Genomic DNA, 18257 nt, shown 5'->3' with positions numbered 1-18257 from the left:
TGGTCAGGACTCCTTACTAGATCAACGTAGACCCGCGTGCATGTTTAGGCAAGAGTCCTTACTAGAATGGTCGTATGACCGCGCCGAAACCGTCCCTGGAACTGCTGCGTGCCCTGACGGACGAGAACGTGCTGCGCGTCCTGATGGCCCACGACCGGCTCACCCGGGCGGAGATCGCCACCAGGACGGGCCTCTCCAAGCCGACCGTCTCCGAGAGCGTCCAGCGCCTCGAGCAGGCACGACTCCTCGTCGACACGGGGGAGCGCACCACGGGACGCGGCCGGGTCGGCTCGTACTACGCGCTGGCGCCGCACCTCGGCACCGCCCTCGTGGCGAGCATCACCCCGCACGGTGTCGTCGCCGAGGCCGTGGACGCCCTCGGGCGCACCCACGGACAGGTCCGCACCGAATGGCACGCCGACGCGGGACAGGAGACGGTCGCCGAGGCACTCGGCGAGGCGGCCGCGCGTCTCGCCCGCGAGGCAGGTGGCCCGCTGCGGCTGGCGGTCGTGAGTGCCGCCGACCCCGTCGACCGGGAGACCGGGCGACTGGTCCACCTGCCGGACGCCCCGTTCCTGGTGGGCGCGCTCGATCCGCCCGCCGTCCTGGCCGGCACCGTCACCGGCCCGGTCCTCGTGGACAACGACGTCAACTGGGCCGCCCGCGCCGAGTACGAGCACGGCTGCGTGCGGGGCGTCGACGACTTCGTCTACCTCCACCTCGGCGAAGGCCTCGGCTGCGCCGTGGTCGGCGACGGCGTCGTGCGCCGCGGACATCGCGGACTCGTCGGGGAGATCGCCCACCTGTACACGGCGGGGCCGGACGGACGGGCCATGGCCTTCACCGAGGTGTTCGCCGCACTGGGCCTGCGCCGCGCCTCCTCCACCGCCGTCGACGTGCCGAAACTGCTGGACATCCTGGAGGTCGCCGACGCCGGCGCCGAGCGGGTACGCGTCGCGCTCGCCCACGCCATCGGCGGCGTCCTGTCCGCCGCCCTCTCCTTCGCCGACCCCCGGACGGTCGTCGTGGGCGGACCCTGGGGCTCCCACCCCCGCCTGATCGCCGCGATCGAGGACCACCTCACCCGCTCACCTCGGCCCGTACCGGTCAGCGCGGCGGCCCTGACCCTGCCCGAGCTGACCGGAGCGCGCTCCCGCGCCGTCGAGGAGCTCGGTTCCCTGATCGTCCGCACCGCCCACCCCACCACGCAGTGGTGACCACCCTCAGCCCCCTTCCGCACCGACCCACCGGAACACGATGACCACGCAATCCGCCCCTGCCCCTGCCTCCGCCCCCGCTTCCTTCCCTGCCCCTGCTTCCCCGTCGACCGGCCGTCCCGACATCCGGCTCGTCGTCACCGACATGGACGGCACCCTGCTCGACGCCGACGGGCGCGTCCCGCAGGGGCTGTGGTCCCTGCTCGCCGACCTGCGCCGCCGGGGCGTCGTCTTCAGCCCCGCCAGCGGACGCCAGTACGCCACGCTGGCGCACCTGTTCGCCGGCTCGGACGACGGCATGGTCTACATAGCGGAGAACGGCGCTTTCGTCGTCCGCGACGGTACGGAGGTGTCCTCGGACCCGCTCGACCCGGCCGTCGCCGCACGCCTGGTCAAGTCCGTCCGCCAACTCGTGGACGAGGGCGTGGACGTGGGCGTCGTCGTGTGCGGCAAGCGCGCGGCCTACACCGAACGCGGCGACCAGGCCTTCCTCGACGAAGTGGGCCGCTACTACCACGCCCACCGCCTGGTCGACGACGCCACCGCGGTGGACGACGAGATCGTCAAGGTGGCGATCTTCGACTTCGGACGGATCGAGCGCACCACGGCCCCCGCCCTGGCCTCCTTCGCCGACACCCACCAGGTGGTCGTCTCCAGCGAGCACTGGATCGACGTCATGAACCACAGCGCCGACAAGGGGATCGCCGTACGCCGGCTCCAGGAACACCTGAACATCGGTCCGGCCCAGACGATGGTGTTCGGGGACTATCTGAACGACCTCGGCATGCTCGACGCCGCCGAGTGGTCGTACGCGATGGCCAACGCCCACCCCGCCGTCATCGCCCGAGCCCGCCACCTGGCCCCCGCGCACACGGAGGACGGCGTCATACGCACCATCAGAAGCGTTCTGGACATCTGACACCGTCCTCCTCGCCTGGTGCCGGTGCCGGTGCCGGTGCCGGTGCTGGTGCTGGTGCTGGTGCTGGTGCTGGTGCGTCGGCGAAGGTCGGCAGCCCGCGCCCCGAAGCAGCACCGGCCAGCCCGAGGACTGTTGGATCCCTGGCCTAAAGGGCCTTCCCGGCCACCTCGCGCCAGTCCTCTCGGCCGAGCAGCGCCAGACAGCGGTCCCGATGGACCGCCCACCGTTCGACGGGCCCGATCGACCCCGCGTCGCCCTGTTCCCCGAGGCTGTCGGCCAACCAACCGACAGTGGAGTACCTCCCGACGGAAGGCCCCAGCCGCTCGACGTGACGCAGGTACCCGGCCAGCACTGTCTCCGCGTGGCGGTAGCGGGAGAGGGTCATGCCCATGCCCTGGCCGTAGGCCAGTACGAGGAGCAGGGCGCCGGTGTTGTCCGCGATCGCGCCCTCCACGCGGGGTTCGCTCATGACGTCGTGGAGCCTCGTGGTCTCGGCGACCCGGCCGGCGAAGTACGCGTTGAGCCAGTCGCCGTCACATGACCTGCGGAGGAGCCAGAGCCGGACGGCGGGATCGTCGAGCCGACAGAGGGCTTCCACTACGTAGACCCGTCCCCAGCCGGTGACCCGGTCGGCGAGCCGGAGGAGGGCTTCGGTGCCACCTTCGGGGAGTCGCTCCAAGGCGCGCGCCGCCAGTGGACCGAAGTGGTCGGACAGAAGTCCGATCGTTTGGATCAGCGGGATGTCGTCGGGGGTTCCCACGGTCGCGAGGAGGGCGAGTCCCACGGTGACCGCGCACCGGTCGGTGCCGTACCTGAGGAGCCACCGACCGGTTCGAAGAACGCGGTCTCTGTCAGCCCGTCGGGCCGCCGCCGCGATGTGTTCGTTCTCCTGAATGGGGACGTAGAGCTCGTGGAAGGCCTCGGCGAGGCTGTCGGGGTCGGCCGTCGAGGCGAGGTGGGCATCAAGCACAGACGCCACGTCCAACCCGATACGACGTCGGTCCCTCGGAACCTTGGGGCGGTGCCGTAGGCCATGCGCCCCGTCGTCCGGATAGGGTTCCCCGTCCCGTGGAAGAGGCGCATCCGGAGTCGCCTCGCACAGCGCCAGAACGTGGTCGTACAGGGATACCCGTGCTCCGGGGAACTCCATCCCGGTCGCCTCGCTCATCGGCGGACGGAGGGCTCGTTTCTCTTGATCATGACCAGGAGGATGCCACGGCGACACGGGTGCCACAAGACCCGCTGAGCCGGCCGCTCAGACCCGAACTGCTAGGGCCACGGATATCCCAACCGGCGGGCGAACTCGCGTGATCCGCCGCAGACCTCACCGGCCACCCGGGGGTCGGCTTCGAGGAGATCCCGCAGCATGAGGTCGGCCTGGCGCATGGGAGTGTCACCTGTGACCGACAGGACCTGGCGGAACTGCAGCCAAGGCTGATTGCCGTCGCCGGTCGGCCGACCGGGATGGAAGTAGGACACGATGACGTGGTCGCGGTCCCCGGGCAGGGCGCTGACCCAGGCGAGCTCACACCTCCACCGATCAAGCCATTGAGTCTGCCGCCGAAGGCTCTCTTCCAGCAGCCGGGCGACGGTACGGGCGGGCCATTCCCAACTGTGGTCGGCGGCGGCACGCTCGACCTCGGCTTCGTATTGCCGCGCGTCGAACCGATACGGGGAAAGGTCCACGTCCCCGTCCGGGTTCCGCCAGTCGCGCCACACGACGGTGTCCGCCTCGCGCGTGATCGTCACATGGACGGCCCCGCAGCAGCCCTCCGTGCACTCGGCCTCAGCGAGCCGCACCTCCTTGGGCTCGCTCGACGGCATCAGCGGGCGGGAGGGCGCGAGGAGCAGTCGAGGGTCTTCTCCCGGGCCCATGTCGAAGGCGGCGGCCAGGATGTCCTGGCCGTCGACGATCGGCCGGACCTCGACCGCGCCCCCGCCCTCAGCCGGATCCGGTGCGACGACGCGGAGAGCAAGGTGATTGATTTCGGACGGCACGCCACGATGGTCGCTGCCCCACCCGTCGCCTGTCACGTCAATTCCTGCGCGTTCGTCCTGCCGACGGCCTTGGTGCGCCCGCTCGGCCCGGTTCAGCCGGAGGGTTGGGCGGCGCCGGCGTCGCTCTGCGACGGCAGGCCACCCCACTGAGGGGAGGGGTTCGGCGCCGGTGTGGTGATGGCCTGCCCCTTGGACCAGTCGCGGTACTCCACGGAGAAGGGGTCGGAGGAGTACCGGGACAGGTAGTCAGATGTGTCGTGCGGGAAAGGGACGGTCAACTCCAGAGACACCGGAAGGTAGTTACTGGTGGTCGCGATCCTGAAGCTGAGTTCCTTGCCGGGACTTGCCTTGGCGTAGGGGCGGTAGAAGAAGGCCCCGGCCGGGTCGGACGCCAGGGTCGCGAGGGGCACTTGACCGGTGAGGAGCCGTCCGGCGCGATCGGTCTCGCGGTAGTGATCGGCATGCGCGAGCAGGGCCGCGAGATGCTCCGGCGACGCCAGCCAGCGGGTCTGCAGGGCGTTGCTGACGTCGAGGTTGTCCGTCGCGGCGCCGGCGTCACCGACGTAGGTGGTCGGCCCGTAGGTGACCATGTCGGTGTTGGGAGAGTTGTCCGGGGTCACCCAGGCGTGGTTTCCGATCACCACGACGTCCGGGGGATACCAAGGGTCCTCGCCCGGCTCGTACAGGACATGGGTCGCGGCGGCCTTCGTACCCTCGGGGGACATGCCGATACGACCCTGGCCATGGAATTGAGCGGGGTCACTGAGGTTGCGCGCGTTGATGTCGAAGGCGGTCACGGCACGGCTGACCATGGCCTGCTCGACGGCGCGTGCGACCTGTTCCTGCGGGGTCAGGTTCGACGAGTCGGCTGTTCCACCCGCACTCGGAGCCGAGGCCGCGGCCGAGGAGACGCTCCCCTGTGCATCAGGCGCTCCCGCCGCGCACCCGGTGGCGGCGGTGGAGACAACCACAGCAAGGCCGATCCATAACCCTCGTACACGCACGCACATTCCCCCGTAGCCCCATGCCTCAACTGCCCACCGACGTACCGGACAATGCCGGTGATACGCGGTCGGTTCATGAATCTATAGCCCAGATCGCCGGTTGGCGCCGGTATCGCGAAATAGGCGATGTGACGCAGCCGGAACTGCAAGAGACGGTCGACGCCCCGGTGCAGGAAAGCGCGGGCCGGCCTCGCGGCAACCCAGGAAAACCTCCCCGATATCGTCAGTGTGACGATATGATGAAACCCGATCGGGCAGGCCCCTGCATGCGCCTCTTCGCGCTGCCCGGAAATCGTCCTTCGGAGGATCCTGTGACACTCGGCGAAGACATCCCCGGCACGGTGGACGTGCGCTGCGAACGGCTCGTACCGGGCGACCCTGCCTGGCTCTGGCACTTCCACCGGGCGCGGACGATGCTCCTGGCCCCCCTCGCCGCCGCGGCCGAAGAGGAGCCGGAGCAACTGCCGGACGGTTTCGACCCGGTGGCGGTCCTGGCGGCCTGGGAGGCGGTGTGCGCCACCTTCCCCGAAGCGCTCCGTACCCACGTCCCCGAGCCCGTCGAGTTCACCGAACCCGAAGAACCCGCCGACCCGGCCGAACCGGTGGTCGACCGCGTGGTCCGGCAGGCCCAGGAGGAACGCGACCGGGTCGCTCGCGGCAGCGGCCTGTGGGGACCCGACGGACGCGAACACATACCCGTACACCTGGTGGAGATCGCCGAGCGCGACCTGGAGACGCTCGCAGCCGCCCTGGACCGCCTGACCCAGGTTGTGACCGGGCGACTGCGCGGGGCCGCGCTGCTGTACCGGATCGCCGCACTCCACCCGTACCCGCTCGGCCCGTCCACCGCCTTGAGCCTGTGCGGCAACCTGCGGATCCTGCTGGACACACTCCGGCCCGAGCCGGCGCCGGAGGACCTGGCACTGCTGCGACCGCTCCTCGTACCGCCCACGAGGGATCCGGCCCCGCGGGTGCTGACCCCCGAGCAGGAGGCCGCCTACCGGAACTTCGCGCACCGGATCGCCGACATCATCTGCCCGGGTGACATCCGCGAGAGCGCCGCCTTCGCCTGGCGTTACTGACGGAACGCCACGGGATGGACCACGCCCCCGCAGTCGGCGACGCACGGAAGGGGACGTGCCGGTACATCAAATGCCCGCAGGCCGGACGGATCATCACCCACTCCCACCCCACAACCCCGCTGAGATCCGTTCGGATGCGGGCGGATGTACCGGCGCGGCCCCGACCCCCACGGCACCGAAGCCGCTCGGGCGGAGCCCCAGCCGCCGGACGCGTGGCTCAAATTGCGCCCCCGTAGCCGGACGCGCCGCTCAGTAGTGAGCCGCAGTGGTCATCCCCTCGGCTCGGTGGCGCGCCCGGTCGCCCCACGTCAACCGCGCCTGGCGCACCGGTACTGCCGAGCCAGCGCGTGGAAGGCCTCCTTGGGTTCCCAGTGAACGCCGGAAGCCGGGTGGCCCGGACGGTTCTCGATCGTCTTCACGATGCTGTAGCTCGCCATGTCGAGATCGTGGCGCGGATCGCGGGGCCGGTGCGGGGCGTCGCGGGTGACGAAGGTGTACGCCATCGCCGAGTACAGCCCCATCGCCTCGAACGCCGCCAGGACGTCGGTCAGATACGCGGCCTGCGCGCGCTCGCTGCGTACCAGACCGGCCTTGATCTCCGGGGGTTCCTTCGTGTAATCGACGGCGTCCCAGCCCATGCCGCCCCGCTCCGGCGCCCCCTTGTAGGTGCAGCAGCCGAACTCCATGACGGCGACGGGCTTCCCGAAACGGCGGTAGGGGGCGAGATCGCGGAGGTAGTCCGAGGGGCGTCGGAAGGACGAGTAGTAGTCGATGCCCACCAGGTCGAAGAGCGTCCAGTCGACGTCCTCGTCCTGCGCCGAGGCGTACGTCAGGCGCCCGTGGAAGACGGACCGGCCGACCTTTGCGGCCTTGGCGGTGAACCGGCGCAGCCGCCGGGCCATGAGGACCGGGTCGAAGTCGCCCTTGAGCAGGTTCTCGACGCGCTCCTGGACGTTCGCGCCGGGCACGATGCCGGGGACGTACAGCACGAACTCGCAGCCGACGCTCAGGTGTACCCCGGCGCCCTGCCGCCGCAGCCGCTCGGCATGACGCCCGGTCTCCGCCAGATGGTCCAGGATGTCCCGCTCGGGCACGTCTCCGAGGGTCGGTTCGAGCCAGACGTTCAGCCCGCGTTCCGCCGCCTCGGTCGCGGTCGCGGCGAGCCGTTCGACACCGTCCCCGGTGACCTTGACGGAATCGGCGTGCAAGTCACGGGCGATGGCCCGCAGGTCCCCGCGCATGTCGCGGAGGTTCCACGCCGTCGCGGGCGTCTCCCCGACGCCGACCTCGTACACGACACCCCGGTAGGTCAGCCCGCGCCGGGATGGCGTCCCCCGCCCGTCCGAGGCCGACGCCCGCCCCGTGGCCCCGACGGGCAGTGCCGCCGCGCGGCCGACGGGCAGCGCCACCGCTCCACCGGCGGCCGCGGCCATCCCCAGAAACCGCGCCCGACTGATTCCCGGCGTCCCCTGCATCGCGCCTCCCGACTCCCGCTCCGGCATCCTTCGCCTCGAACCCAGTCTGGGAATCCACCGCCCCTCAAGCAGTCAGCCGAAGGTCTACGAAGCCGGTCCGAAGGTAGAGATCCGGGCGCACTTGGTGACCTGCGCCGGACGGAGCTAGAACGTGTCTCTGCGGTCTGCCAGAACGGCATCCGGTCGGGTCCTCGGTGTGCGGGGACCGCTTCGACGGTGGCCGACCTGGTCGGAGGGCCTGGCAGCGGCCGACGAAGACGACGGCATCGGCTGGTCCGTGTCGGTGGGCCTTCGACGTCGACGCATACAAACAACGCAACACAGTCGAACGATGCGTCAACCGGCTCAAGCAATGGCGTGGCCTGGCCAGGCGAGCGGACAAGCTCGCCATCGGCTACCAGGCCGAACTCCACCTCGCCGCCATCCTCATCTGGGCCCGGCGATAGGCCACTGCCTCAGCGATCGACTACCCAGCGCGCGTCCGCAGGCCAGGATCCCGCGCTGACAATGTGCTCCACGATCCTGAACGCCTCACCGATGGGCACGGTGTCTTGGTCCGGATACTCGTCGTGCTGCCCGTTGGAAAGGACGAACCCCTCACTCGATCCCACGGCTCCTGGCTCCACGGCATGCTCGCCGGGATCACCGTCTGCTTCGAGCAACATCACCATCGCCCGCTCGGTGTTCGTCACGAAGGCCAGCGATCGCCCCGACGAACTGCTCAGCCATGTCTCCAGCTGACGTCTGTCGACCCTCGCCCGAAGCGTCTCCAGCACCACCTCGGACGACATGGGGACGGTGCTGTCGTCATTGATCACCCATGACTCGGTCACGAGCACGACGATCTCACGGACGCATCTGAGAGACAGTCCCCAGACGTCCGGAAGTCGGTTCATCCGGAATGCGAACGCGTCTGACCGGATACTGCTCTTGACGCTCAGTCAGTCCCACCTTCACCATCCAGGCACCCCATTCACCGTGGAATCCCCGGACACCCCACGCCCCCTCGTGGAAACTCCGCCCGGATTCCCTGGAATTCGGAGCCCCCCACATGAAGCTCTCCATTCCTGGGCGTGCCTCGGCGACCGCTGTCGTCACGGCCGCCGCGCTGCTCACCGGCGGTTCCATAGCCGGGGCGGCCCCCGCCCCGGTGGCCGCCGCCGCGCCGGACATCCCCGTGGCCAACGTCAAGGCCCACCTCACCCAGCTCCAGTCCATCGCCACCGCCAACGGCGGCAACCGCGCGCACGGCCGCACCGGTTACAAGGCGTCCCTCGACTACGTGAAGGCCAAGCTGGACGCGGCCGGGTTCACCACGACCGTCCAGCAGTTCACCTCGGGCGGCCGCACCGGCTACAACCTGATCGCCGACTGGCCCGGCGGTGACACCGGCCAGGTCGTCATGGCCGGCTCCCACTTGGACAGTGTGACCGCGGGCCCCGGCATCAACGACAACGGATCCGGTTCCGCGGCCGTGCTGGAGACGGCACTCGCCGTGGCCCGTTCCAACTACCAGCCCACGAAGCACCTCCGGTTCGCCTGGTGGGGCGCCGAGGAACTGGGCATGGTGGGCTCGCGCTACTACGTCAACAGCCTCACCACCGCGAACCGTTCGAAGATCAGCGGCTACCTGAACTTCGACATGATCGGCTCGCCGAACCCGGGGTACTTCGTCTACGACGACGACCCCGCCATCGAGAAGACCTTCAAGGCGTACTTCACCGGGATCGGCGTCTCCACGGAGATCGAGACCGAGGGCGACGGACGCTCGGACCACGCGCCCTTCAAGAGCGCGGGCATCGCCGTCGGCGGCCTGTTCAGCGGCGCCGACTACATCAAGACGTCCGCTCAGGCGGCCAAATGGGGTGGTACCGCGGGCAAGGCCTTCGACGCCTGCTACCACTCCTCGTGCGACACGTCGTCGAACATCAACGACACGGCGCTGAACCGGAACGCCGACGCGTTGGCGTACGCGGTGTGGGAACTGTCGGCGTAGCGCTCCGACCGCGGGCCATTCGTACGGTGGTCCCTCGGTCTCCGTGATGTGTCCGACGAGCGCGGGCAGGGTCCGAACGGGCCCGTGCCCGCGCTCTGCCCGCTGCTGGGCACCCCCGTCATGGCGGCGCAACTGGACGTAAATCAAGCGACAGTTGCCCGCCGCGCGCGGCATCATGACGGCCATGGACGGACACACTTCCGACTGGGTGACCCTCTTCCGCTTCGAGAACCTTCCCGGCTGCCCGCGCCCCGGCCGGCTGATGTCGGTTTGACTGCGTGACCGGGGGATCGACTGGTACCCCTTCGCCGAACGCGATGTTCTGATCGACCACATGTGCGGCGTGCGTGCCGACGGGCACTGGCACGGCACGATCGTCGTCCGCGTCCGCGCGGACGTCCTGCGACGGCTCGGACTCCATCCCGATCAGCCGACGTCAGGGCCGGCCGACCCGCTGCCGCCCAAATGGTGGGGCCCGTGGGCGCGTTGATCCACGAGACCGCATTCCGGCAAGGACGCAATCGATCGCCCACGCCAGGGAACCCCCTCGCTCCGGAACCCGTCTCCCTCTCCGTCAGCTTGTATCGAGTGTTTGACACAAGATCCCGGCTGCGGCATCTTGTACTAGCAGATTGATACAAGATGACCTGAGGGGATCCCCCATGCTCGACGCCGCCCCGCTCCAGCGCCGCTTTCTCGAGCATGCCGACCACTACGCCCGCTGGTCCGGCCTGGCCATCGGCGTCATCGCCGCACAGGCGATGTCCACCCTCGGGCACGTGGAGTTCGAGCAGCGCGTCGTCTTCTGCATCACGGCCTTCGGCCTGTGCGCGGTGGCGGGTGTCCTGCTCGCCGACGCGCTGACACTGGTCCCGCAGGACGTGGTGCGCACCGCGAGTCTGGCCCCACGCCTGGTCAGAGAACACGTCCCGCCGCGCATGGGCCCCCTGATCGCCCTTCAGGGGGTTTCGCTCGTCGTCCTGCTGGCCATCACGGCGGCCACCGCCTCGGTCGACCCCGACCACATCCTCAGTACGGGGAAGGTCGTCGCCGTCACCTGCAACGGGATGGGGACGACCCTGGGCCCCTGGCCCGGCCTGTACTACAGCCTCCCTATGTTCGGCGCGCTCGCCATAGCCACTCCCACCTGCGTCTGGGCCCTGCGCCGCATCGCCGACGGACCCGGCGGCGAACAGCAGCGCCGCGACCGCGCGTGGGCGGTCACCGGAGCCTGGGGGCTCCTGGTGTCGAGCCAGCAGCTGTACGCCGTACTGATGGTCTCCGTCTCACTGACGGACACGGGCTGCGCCGGAGCGATGGGCGCGCTCACCTTCTGGGTGTTCTACCCGCTGGCCCTGCTCAACCTGTTCACCCTCGGCTGGTCCCTGGTCACCCTGGTGGCCCCCCGAGCCGTCGACGACGACGCGGCCGAGGAGTCCTCCGACCATGAATGAGCCCGCCGTCCGCGTCGACACCACCAGCCAGGTCCCGCCGTACGCGCAGATCCGCGCCCAGCTCGGCGCGCTGATCCTCACCGGTCGGCTGGTCGAGGGCGACCGGCTGCCGACCGTACGCCAGTTGGCCACGGACCTCGGCCTCGCCCCCGGCACCGTGGCCCGCGCCTACCGCGAACTGGAGGCGGCCGAACTGATCCGCACCCGCCGCGGAGCCGGCTCCAGGGTCGCGGCACCCCCGTACGGCCCGACCGGCACCCCCGCCCCCCAACTCGCGACTCTCGCCCGCGACTTCACCTCGGCCGCCCGCGCCCTGGGCGCCGACACGGAATCCATCCTGGTCGCAGTCCGCACAGCCCTGGACCCGGACCGTCCCTAGCCCCTTCCACGCAGCCGTGATCACCCGTCACGACACCGCGGCATCCCGATAGTGCCCCAGGTACCGGAACGCCCCGTCGACGGCCTTGAACTCGAACATCGCGTCGTGGTTGTAGCCGTACCCCGACTCGTACTTGACCGTGCGGGTGATGCCGGCATACGTGATCTGGGGCATCCGGCGGGCGATCGCGCCCCGTTCCGTCAGTGGGGTGCCGTCCTTGTCGCAGGCCTCGGCCAGGAACATCACCGCGTCGAAGGCCTCCGCCGCGTACCAGCCGGGGTCGGCCCCGAAACGGGCACGGTAGGCCGCCGTGAACGCGCGGCCGGAGGCGCGGGCCGTCGGGTCCGTGAAGGACGTGGCGAAGACCCAGCCCGTCGCGGCGGTGCCGGCCGACGCGAGGAACCGTGGATCGAGGGCGCGCTCCGTCGCCACCCGGGCGCCGGTGAACCGGGCGGCCGTGAGCGCCGACGCGAATCCGGCGGCCCGGGCCGCGTCTCCGGTGAAGAGGACCGCGTCCGCGTGGGCGGACTTCACCTTGGCGGCGAGCGATGCGTAGTCGATCTTCCCAGGGCCCACATGGGTCACCGTGGCGCCCCGGCCGCTCCGCCGCAACGCCTGTTCGGTCTGGTCGCACACGGTCCAGGCGAAGTCCTTCTGGGCCCGGTCGTCCACGAGGAACACCTGACGGGCGTCGACGTGGTTGCCGAGATAGCGGACGCACGGGGCGGCGAGAAGCCCGTACGTCACGTGCAGTGCCGCGTGGCAGTGGAAGACGTTCGTGCCGAAGGACGAGTTCAGTGTGTCGGTGCCCACCGAGACCGACACGACGGGCATCACCGCTTCGGTGTACGTCTTCTCGGTGGCGTGGAAGCAGTCGTCGGTCGTGGGGCCCAGGACCGCGAGCACCGTCGCGTCCTTCGCCAGCCGCGTGGCGAGCGCTTCGGCCCGTCCGGTGTCGCCGCCGTCGTCGTAGGACCGCAGCTTCAGCCGGAAAGGGTGGTCGGTCCGCGCGTTGAGCTGTTGCACCGCCAGCCGGGCGCCGTCGAGTTGGGCCTTCCCCGTCTCCTTGTGGGCGCCGGTCAGATCGCCGTGGAAGGCCACCACCAGTTCCGGGCGTGGACGGCCGGTACCGGACGCCGTGGACGTCTCCGGCTTCGCCCGTGTGCTCCACCACCAGGCTCCGGCACCGCCCGCAGCGAGGAGCCCCGCCGTCGAGCCGAGGCGCAGGAAGCCGCGGCGGCCGAGCGTACGCGGGGTGGGGCGAGTGGCGGTGACGGCCGTCAGGGTCGCGGCCTCCGGTGACGCCGGTCTCGCCGTGTCCGCAGTCTCCGCCGTATCCGAAGTGCCCGACGATGTGGACGGGGACAGCCGGGTCGGCTCGATCGATCCGATGGTGAGCACGGCGGCGGACCGGTCGTTGATCAGCCGGGTGATGGACGCGGGCAGCCAGTCGGACGGTTCGGCGGAGTCGCCGGCCGCTTCCTCCCCGAGCGTCGCCCGGAGTCGCGCGAGGCTCGGCCGGTCCGCCGGGTCCTTGTGCAGGCAGGCTCTCAGCAGAGGTGCGAGACCGTCCGGGAGCGCCGCCGGATCGGGCTCCTCGTAGATCGTGCGCAACAGCACCCCGGCCGCCGAGCCGCCGCCGAACGGCCGCACCCCGGTCGCCGCGAACGCCAGCACGCACCCCAGCGAGAACACATCCGTCGGCGGGCCTATCTCGCCGCCCCGCGCCCGCGCCTGCTCCGGCGCCAGGAAGCCCGGCGAGCCGACGATCACACCGCTGGAGGTGAGTGCGGTGGCGTCCGGTGCGCGGGCGATGCCGAAGTCGATGAGCCGTGGCCCGTCCGGGACCAGCAGGATGTTCCCCGGCTTCACGTCACGGTGGACGAGAGCGGCCGCGTGCACCGCTGCGAGCGCCTCGGCGAGCCGTGTACCCAGTACTCGTACGGAAGCGAGCGACAGCGGCCCGAAGGCCTCCACCGCCTCGGCGAGCGAGGGCCCCGGCACGTACGAGGTCGCCAGCCACGGTGTCTCCGCGTCGGCGTCCGCGTCGAGCAGTGGGACCACCCAGCGGCTGCCGACCTGCCGGGCGGCCTCGATCTCACGGCGGAAACGGGCCCGGAATCCGCTCTCGTCGGCGTACGAGGGCCGCACCGTCTTCACCGCGGCGATCGCTCCGCCCGGCGCACGGGCCAGGAAGACCACGCCCATGCCGCCGGCGCCCAGCCGCCGCAGCAGACGGTAGCGGCCGATCCGTGACGGGTCCCCGGCCCGCAGCGGCTCCATCAGGCGGTGAGCGGAGCGGGGCCGTCGTACACGAACGCACCCTGGTCCACCCGCCAGAGGAAGCCGCCGGTGCCGTCCAGGGCGATCATCCCGGTCTTGTCGAAGGCGAACGTCCTGGTGATGCCCTCGTACTTTCCGGCCCGTACGGCCGTGAGCAGGTTCTCTCGGGTGCGACCCTTCGACGGCAGCCCGGCCAGGGCCTTGAGCAGCATCCCGGTCACGTCGTAGGCCTCCGCCGCGAACCGGGGCGGAGCCTCCTTGAAGTGCTTGCGATAGGCGGCGGCGAAGGGCCGCGCCTCGGGTTTGCGGGTCGCGTCGATGACAGTGGCCACCATCACCCAACCCTCGGCCCCGTCCTGAGCCTGCGTCAGGAACGTCTCGTCCAGCAGGGCCGGACCGGAGACCCGCGCACCCTTGAACGCGCGCTCCCGCAGCGTCGCGGAGATCAGCGCCGCCCGGTCCGGCAGCCCCGCGAAGAACACGGAGTCGGCGCCCGCGGACAGCACCGAGTCCACCGCACTGCCGAAGTCGCGCCGCATCGCGCTGACCACTTCCGGCACGGACGGGTACGGGATGCTGCCGAGCGCGTTGCTGAGGGAACTGCCCAGATTCGTACCGTAGTTGCCGGCCGGGCGGTCGACGACGATGCCGACCTTGCGCGACCGCGCGGTCCCCCGCAGGTAGGCGCTCACGTAGATGGGCAGAACGGCGTCGGGCAGCCGTGCGTTCAGGAACGAGCGGAACCCCTGGATCGACAGGGCGGTCGTGCCGGGGGACACGGCGACGACCGGCAGCAGCCCGGCGTCGTAGGTCGCGAGCGCCGCCTGGCCGGTCTCGTCGGTGGTCGGGCCGACCACGGCGAGGACCGCTGGATCGTCGGTGAGCTGCGCGGCGAGCCGGGTCGAGGCCGCCGGATCGCCCCCGTCGTCGACCGCTTTGACCTTCACGGTGAACGGGGCGTCGGCGCGGGCGTTGAACTCCGCGACCGCGAGCCGCAGTCCGCGTTCCTGGGCCTGGCCCGTCGCTCGATGCGGGCCGCTGAGGTCGCCGTGCAGCGCGATGGTGTGTGCCGGTCGGCGCGAGGACGGGGCCGCCGGGTCGGCGGCCCCCGAGCCGTCGTCGCCGCGGTCGACCGCCCACCAGACCCCGCCCCCGCCCGCCGCGAGCGCCACGGCTCCACCGGCGAGCAGCAGGAAACGACGCCGACCGTGCTGGCGGGAGTCCTGCCGGTCAGCCGCCCCGGACGTCTCGCGCGTGTCGGGCTCTTCCGGGTCGGCGGAGCCCGGCGTGTCGGACGGCATGTCGGAAGGCATGTCGGAAGGCGCCAGCGTGTGCTCGATGTCCGGCAGCGCGAGTGCGGCCGCCGAGCGCTCGGCGATCAGCCGGGAAACCGGCTCGGGCAGCCATCCGGCCACCTCGTCGTCCCCGGGCGCGGCTGCGGATGCCTCTTCGGGCGGCGCGGTGGTCCTGGCCGCCGCTTCGTGCCGCGCTGTGGCCGGGGATGCCGCCTCGTGCCGCGCTGTGACCTCGGATGCCTCATCACGCCCCAGTACGGTCTCGGAGGTCTCCGCGTCCCCGTGCCCCGGTACGGTCTCGGACGTCTCCGCGTCCCCGTTCCTCGGCGCGGTCTGGGGCGTCGCCGCGCTCCCGTTCCGCCGCGCGATCTCGAGCGTCTCCCCGTCCCCGTCCCGGTCCCCGTCCGCGCCCTGCGGTACGGTCCCGGACGCGCCCTCGTCCTGAACGGCCCCGCCGGAAGCCAGCTCCCGGACCAGCTCACCGGCGTCCGGCCGTCGGGCGGGATCCTTCTCCAGGCAGCGGCGGAGCACTTGGAGCAGCCCCTCCGGCACTTCTTCGAGGTCCGCCGGGTCGTGGACGGCCCGGTACAGCAGGGCGTCGACCGCCCCGCTGCCGAACGGTGCCCGGCCGGTTGCCGCGAACGCCAGGACACAGCCGAGCGAGAACACGTCGCTCGCCGGCCCGATGCCGTCCCCGCCCCGCCCCTCGGCCTGCTCGGGAGACAGGTAGCCGGGTGTGCCGACCACCATCCCGGTCGCCGTGAGCGTGTGGTCCTCCGGCGCGCGGGCGATGCCGAAGTCGATGAGCCGAGGCCCGTCATGGGCGATCAGCACATTGCCCGGCTTCAGGTCCCGGTGGACCAGCCCGGCCCGGTGGACCTCGCCCAGCGCCTCGGCCAGCCGGACGCCGAGCAGCCGCAGACCGCGCTCGGACAGGGGCCCGTACGCGGTCACGGCCTCGGCCAGCGAAGGGCCGGGCACGAACGCCGTCGCCAGCCAAGGCGCCTCGGCGTCCGGGTCGGCGTCCACCAGCGGGACCACGCAAGGGCTGTCGACCCGCCGGGCGACCTCGACCTCCCGGCGGAACCGCTCCTTGAAGCCCGGCTCCTCGGCGTACTCGGCGAGCAGCACCTTCAGCGCCACCAGGGAGCCCCCAGGGGTGCGCGCCAGGTACACCACGCCCATGCCCCCGGCGCCGAGCCGCCCGAGCAGGCGATGGTCCGCGATACGCGCGGGATCCGACGAACGCAGCGGCTCCATCAGCTCTCTCCTCCGAGCTCGAACTCCACGCGGTTGAGCATCGCGGCGTTGGCGCGCGACGCGTACGTGCCCAACTCGTTGTCCGAGTAGCCCTTGGCGCCCTTCACCGACACCGCCAGAGTCACCGTGCCGAGCCGCGTGACGTACCAGTAGTAGGTCTGCTCGCCGCTCGCGGCGAGATACTTGCCCATTTCCATGACCTGGTCGTCGGAGTAGGTGTTGTTCCCCTGGCCGTAAGGCGTGGCGGTCGAGATCAATTTGACGATCCGCTCGTCCGTACGGACCTGCTGCTCCCGGCAGCGCAACGGCTCCTCCAGCGCCTCGGCCAGCCGCTCGTCGGCCTCGCGCACGCTGGTGTGCACGGTGACCGCCGCGCTCACCTTGAGCTCGCCCTTGCCGCCGGCGGCCGGGATCTCGCTGTAGCGGGACAGGGAAGCCAGGACGCCCTGGGGCAGCGCCCGCCGCTCCCATCGGCACTGCTCGTCCAGCACGGCGGCGGTGCGCGGGGTACTCGCGGCCGGCAACTGCGCCCGGAACTCCGCGCCCCACCCGGGCGGTTTCAGCGCGACGGCCGCGGCCAGCGCCTCCGCGCGGCTCTTCGTCGTCGGCACCTTGGCGGGGTCCGCCTGGAACGGCGTCTTCGGCGACGCGTCACCACCTGAGGTGGACGGGGAGGCGGACCCGGAGACGGACGCGGCGGCCGTTGGTGAGCCGGACGCGGGTCCGGCGGTTTTCGAAGGTGCCGAGGATCTCGGCCCGGCTGCTTTGCCGTCCTCCGTCGAACTGCAGCCGCCGAGCACCACCCCCGACACGGCGGCTAACGCGGCGATCCGCCACGGCCAAGTCCCCCTGCGCACAACGATGTTGTCGCCGTTCATCCCCCGCCCCCCTCATCACGAGCCCCCGCTCGCGTGTGGTGATCGTATCGACGGACGCGGGGAGGGGGCGGGTGGTTGCACGAAGGAGGGACGAGCCGGGAGCCCCCTCTCGGCATGCGGCCGAGGATCGACCGGGTCGTGGTCGTGCCCGACGCCTAGATCCAGTTCGCCCATCCGAAGGTGAAGCGGTAGGACCGCCGGCAGGCATCCACACCCCGGACACCTCGAACGAACATGGCCGCAAGAGTCGTCAGGAACAGCGCGCAGAAGCCCCCGACCAGGAGGCCTCCGAAAACGGGACGGGTGGAAAGGCCCAGAACCACGCCGGTGGCGAGGACGACGCCGACCCCGAAGTGCGCGGCGGGCATGTCGGCACGGGTGGCCTCCCTCATCTCCGCGCGCATGGCCCTCATGTCGGACTCGTAGCGCTCCCGCGCCGCTTCCGGATCGGCCGCGGGTCCTTCAGGCCACTGCTGCACCTTGATTCCCCCGTTCGTCGGTCGGAGCTCAACTGTGCCTCGTATGGCCTGTACGAGCCATCGAGAAGGCGCTCGACGAGAGGGCGAACCGAGGCCGGCCCGGCACCGTGCCGGGTCGTCGGCGAGGCATGTCCGGCCCGACTCGGTGCATCCTTCTCCCAAACGACCGTAGGCCATGATCCAAGTCACTCTCGAGCCGCGTTTCACGGCGGCTGGTTTGTGGGGTAAAACGTAGGTCGGGTGCCGTCCGGTGACGGTCGGCCCCGTCTCATGGACCAGCCGGGGGTGTTCCTCGGCGATATCGAAGGACAGCAGTATGGCCAGCGGCACCGTGAAGTGGTTCAACTCCGAGAAGGGCTTCGGTTTCATCGAGCAGGACGGTGGCGGCCCCGACGTGTTCGCCCACTACTCGAACATCTCCGGCAACGGCTACCGTGAACTGGTCGAGGGCGAGAAGGTCTCCTTCGACGTCACCCAGGGCCAGAAGGGCCCCCAGGCGGAGAACATCGTCCGCGGCTGACCCAGGTCACAGCGGAAA

17 protein-coding genes and 1 pseudogene are annotated in these 18257 nt (G+C 70.8%); 9 read left to right on the top strand and 9 right to left on the bottom strand.

Going from position 1 to position 18257, the window contains the following annotated elements:
* The first annotated feature begins 74 nt into the window (after positions 1-74).
* Positions 75-1217: an ROK family transcriptional regulator gene (locus ACZ4TO_RS29955; RefSeq protein WP_468025789.1), complete on the top strand. Its 1143-nt coding sequence runs from the start codon at positions 75-77 to the stop codon at positions 1215-1217.
* A 40-nt stretch (positions 1218-1257) separates the two neighbouring features.
* On the top strand, positions 1258-2136 hold the full coding sequence (locus tag ACZ4TO_RS29950) for a Cof-type HAD-IIB family hydrolase (RefSeq protein WP_468025788.1): 879 nt from the start codon (positions 1258-1260) through the stop codon (positions 2134-2136).
* A 145-nt stretch (positions 2137-2281) separates the two neighbouring features.
* Here the strand turns inward: ACZ4TO_RS29950 and ACZ4TO_RS29945 are convergent, their stop codons facing one another.
* The 3 genes from ACZ4TO_RS29945 to ACZ4TO_RS29935 all read right to left on the bottom strand — a co-directional run bounded on the left by ACZ4TO_RS29945 (position 2282) and on the right by ACZ4TO_RS29935 (position 5105).
* A complete protein-coding gene (locus tag ACZ4TO_RS29945; protein ID WP_468025787.1) occupies positions 2282-3304 on the bottom strand; it encodes a hypothetical protein in 1023 nt (340 codons plus the stop codon).
* A gap of 101 nt (positions 3305-3405) precedes the next feature.
* Positions 3406-4134: a hypothetical protein gene (locus ACZ4TO_RS29940; RefSeq protein WP_468025786.1), complete on the bottom strand. Its 729-nt coding sequence runs from the start codon at positions 4132-4134 to the stop codon at positions 3406-3408.
* A 92-nt stretch (positions 4135-4226) separates the two neighbouring features.
* Positions 4227-5105, bottom strand: coding sequence for a hypothetical protein (locus tag ACZ4TO_RS29935; protein WP_468025785.1), 879 nt, complete (start codon positions 5103-5105; stop codon positions 4227-4229).
* Positions 5106-5449: 344 nt separating this feature from the next.
* Between ACZ4TO_RS29935 and ACZ4TO_RS29930 the strand changes: the two genes are divergently transcribed.
* Entirely contained in the window at positions 5450-6220 is a 771-nt protein-coding gene (locus ACZ4TO_RS29930) for a hypothetical protein (protein ID WP_468025784.1), read from the top strand.
* 308 nt (positions 6221-6528) lie between these two features.
* Here ACZ4TO_RS29930 and ACZ4TO_RS29925 read toward each other — a convergent pair whose 3' ends face one another.
* On the bottom strand, positions 6529-7695 hold the full coding sequence (locus ACZ4TO_RS29925; RefSeq protein ID WP_468025783.1) for an abortive phage infection protein: 1167 nt from the start codon (positions 7693-7695) through the stop codon (positions 6529-6531).
* A gap of 287 nt (positions 7696-7982) precedes the next feature.
* On the opposite strand from ACZ4TO_RS29925, the pseudogene ACZ4TO_RS29920 reads away from it, so the two are divergent.
* Positions 7983-8141 (top strand): annotated as a pseudogene (locus tag ACZ4TO_RS29920) (IS5/IS1182 family transposase); the annotation flags it as partial.
* Positions 8142-8150: 9 nt separating this feature from the next.
* Here ACZ4TO_RS29920 and ACZ4TO_RS29915 read toward each other — a convergent pair.
* A complete protein-coding gene (locus tag ACZ4TO_RS29915) occupies positions 8151-8528 on the bottom strand; it encodes a hypothetical protein (protein ID WP_468025782.1) in 378 nt (125 codons plus the stop codon).
* Positions 8529-8746: 218 nt separating this feature from the next.
* Here ACZ4TO_RS29915 and ACZ4TO_RS29910 point away from each other — a divergent pair, with 218 nt between their 5' ends.
* From ACZ4TO_RS29910 to ACZ4TO_RS29895, 4 genes are all read left to right on the top strand, one after another.
* Positions 8747-9691, top strand: a complete 945-nt coding sequence (locus ACZ4TO_RS29910; protein WP_468025781.1) for a M28 family metallopeptidase — start codon at positions 8747-8749, stop codon at positions 9689-9691.
* Between the two features lie 334 nt (positions 9692-10025).
* Positions 10026-10181 (top strand): hypothetical protein, encoded by a 156-nt coding sequence (locus ACZ4TO_RS29905; protein WP_382785296.1) that lies wholly within the window; start codon positions 10026-10028, stop codon positions 10179-10181.
* Positions 10182-10353: 172 nt separating this feature from the next.
* The gene (locus ACZ4TO_RS29900) at positions 10354-11145 is read left to right on the top strand and encodes a hypothetical protein (protein WP_382785299.1); all 792 of its coding nucleotides are present in this window, start codon (positions 10354-10356) and stop codon (positions 11143-11145) included.
* Positions 11138-11524 (top strand): GntR family transcriptional regulator, encoded by a 387-nt coding sequence (locus ACZ4TO_RS29895; RefSeq protein WP_468025780.1) that lies wholly within the window; start codon positions 11138-11140, stop codon positions 11522-11524. Before ACZ4TO_RS29900 ends, ACZ4TO_RS29895 begins: the two co-directional genes overlap by 8 nt.
* Positions 11525-11551: 27 nt before the next feature.
* Here the strand turns inward: ACZ4TO_RS29895 and ACZ4TO_RS29890 are convergent, their stop codons facing one another.
* From ACZ4TO_RS29890 to ACZ4TO_RS29875, 4 genes are all read right to left on the bottom strand, one after another.
* A complete protein-coding gene (locus ACZ4TO_RS29890; protein ID WP_468025779.1) occupies positions 11552-13807 on the bottom strand; it encodes a bifunctional serine/threonine-protein kinase/ABC transporter substrate-binding protein in 2256 nt (751 codons plus the stop codon).
* Entirely contained in the window at positions 13807-16362 is a 2556-nt protein-coding gene (locus ACZ4TO_RS29885; RefSeq protein ID WP_468025778.1) for a bifunctional serine/threonine-protein kinase/ABC transporter substrate-binding protein, read from the bottom strand. Before ACZ4TO_RS29885 ends, ACZ4TO_RS29890 begins: the two co-directional genes overlap by 1 nt.
* Entirely contained in the window at positions 16362-16973 is a 612-nt protein-coding gene (locus ACZ4TO_RS29880; RefSeq protein WP_468025777.1) for a hypothetical protein, read from the bottom strand. The genes ACZ4TO_RS29885 and ACZ4TO_RS29880 overlap by 1 nt, the downstream gene beginning before the upstream one ends.
* 422 nt (positions 16974-17395) lie before the next feature.
* The gene (locus tag ACZ4TO_RS29875) at positions 17396-17719 is read right to left on the bottom strand and encodes a hypothetical protein (protein WP_468025776.1); all 324 of its coding nucleotides are present in this window, start codon (positions 17717-17719) and stop codon (positions 17396-17398) included.
* A gap of 316 nt (positions 17720-18035) precedes the next feature.
* Between ACZ4TO_RS29875 and ACZ4TO_RS29870 the strand changes: the two genes are divergently transcribed.
* Complete coding sequence (locus ACZ4TO_RS29870; protein ID WP_382785311.1) at positions 18036-18239, top strand: cold-shock protein; 204 nt, start codon at positions 18036-18038, stop codon at positions 18237-18239.
* Positions 18240-18257: the final 18 nt, after the last annotated feature.

Source organism: Streptomyces sp. NPDC028298, assembly GCF_055565895.1.
This window is presented reverse-complemented; position numbering and strand designations above follow the sequence as displayed.

Excerpts from the sequence above, each read along its gene's own strand:
- ACZ4TO_RS29870 (WP_382785311.1), top strand. The coding sequence starts at position 18,036 with ATGGCCAGCGGCACCGTGAAGTGGTTCAACTCCGAGAAGGGCTTCGGT.
- ACZ4TO_RS29910 (WP_468025781.1), top strand. The coding sequence starts at position 8,747 with ATGAAGCTCTCCATTCCTGGGCGTGCCTCGGCGACCGCTGTCGTCACG.
- ACZ4TO_RS29905 (WP_382785296.1), top strand. The coding sequence starts at position 10,026 with ATGTGCGGCGTGCGTGCCGACGGGCACTGGCACGGCACGATCGTCGTC.
- ACZ4TO_RS29895 (WP_468025780.1), top strand. The coding sequence starts at position 11,138 with ATGAATGAGCCCGCCGTCCGCGTCGACACCACCAGCCAGGTCCCGCCG.
- ACZ4TO_RS29950 (WP_468025788.1), top strand. The coding sequence starts at position 1,258 with ATGACCACGCAATCCGCCCCTGCCCCTGCCTCCGCCCCCGCTTCCTTC.
- ACZ4TO_RS29925 (WP_468025783.1), bottom strand. The coding sequence starts at position 7,695 with ATGCAGGGGACGCCGGGAATCAGTCGGGCGCGGTTTCTGGGGATGGCC.
- ACZ4TO_RS29945 (WP_468025787.1), bottom strand. The coding sequence starts at position 3,304 with ATGAGCGAGGCGACCGGGATGGAGTTCCCCGGAGCACGGGTATCCCTG.
- ACZ4TO_RS29955 (WP_468025789.1), top strand. The coding sequence starts at position 75 with ATGACCGCGCCGAAACCGTCCCTGGAACTGCTGCGTGCCCTGACGGAC.
- ACZ4TO_RS29900 (WP_382785299.1), top strand. The coding sequence starts at position 10,354 with ATGCTCGACGCCGCCCCGCTCCAGCGCCGCTTTCTCGAGCATGCCGAC.
- ACZ4TO_RS29885 (WP_468025778.1), bottom strand. The coding sequence starts at position 16,362 with ATGGAGCCGCTGCGTTCGTCGGATCCCGCGCGTATCGCGGACCATCGC.
- ACZ4TO_RS29890 (WP_468025779.1), bottom strand. The coding sequence starts at position 13,807 with ATGGAGCCGCTGCGGGCCGGGGACCCGTCACGGATCGGCCGCTACCGT.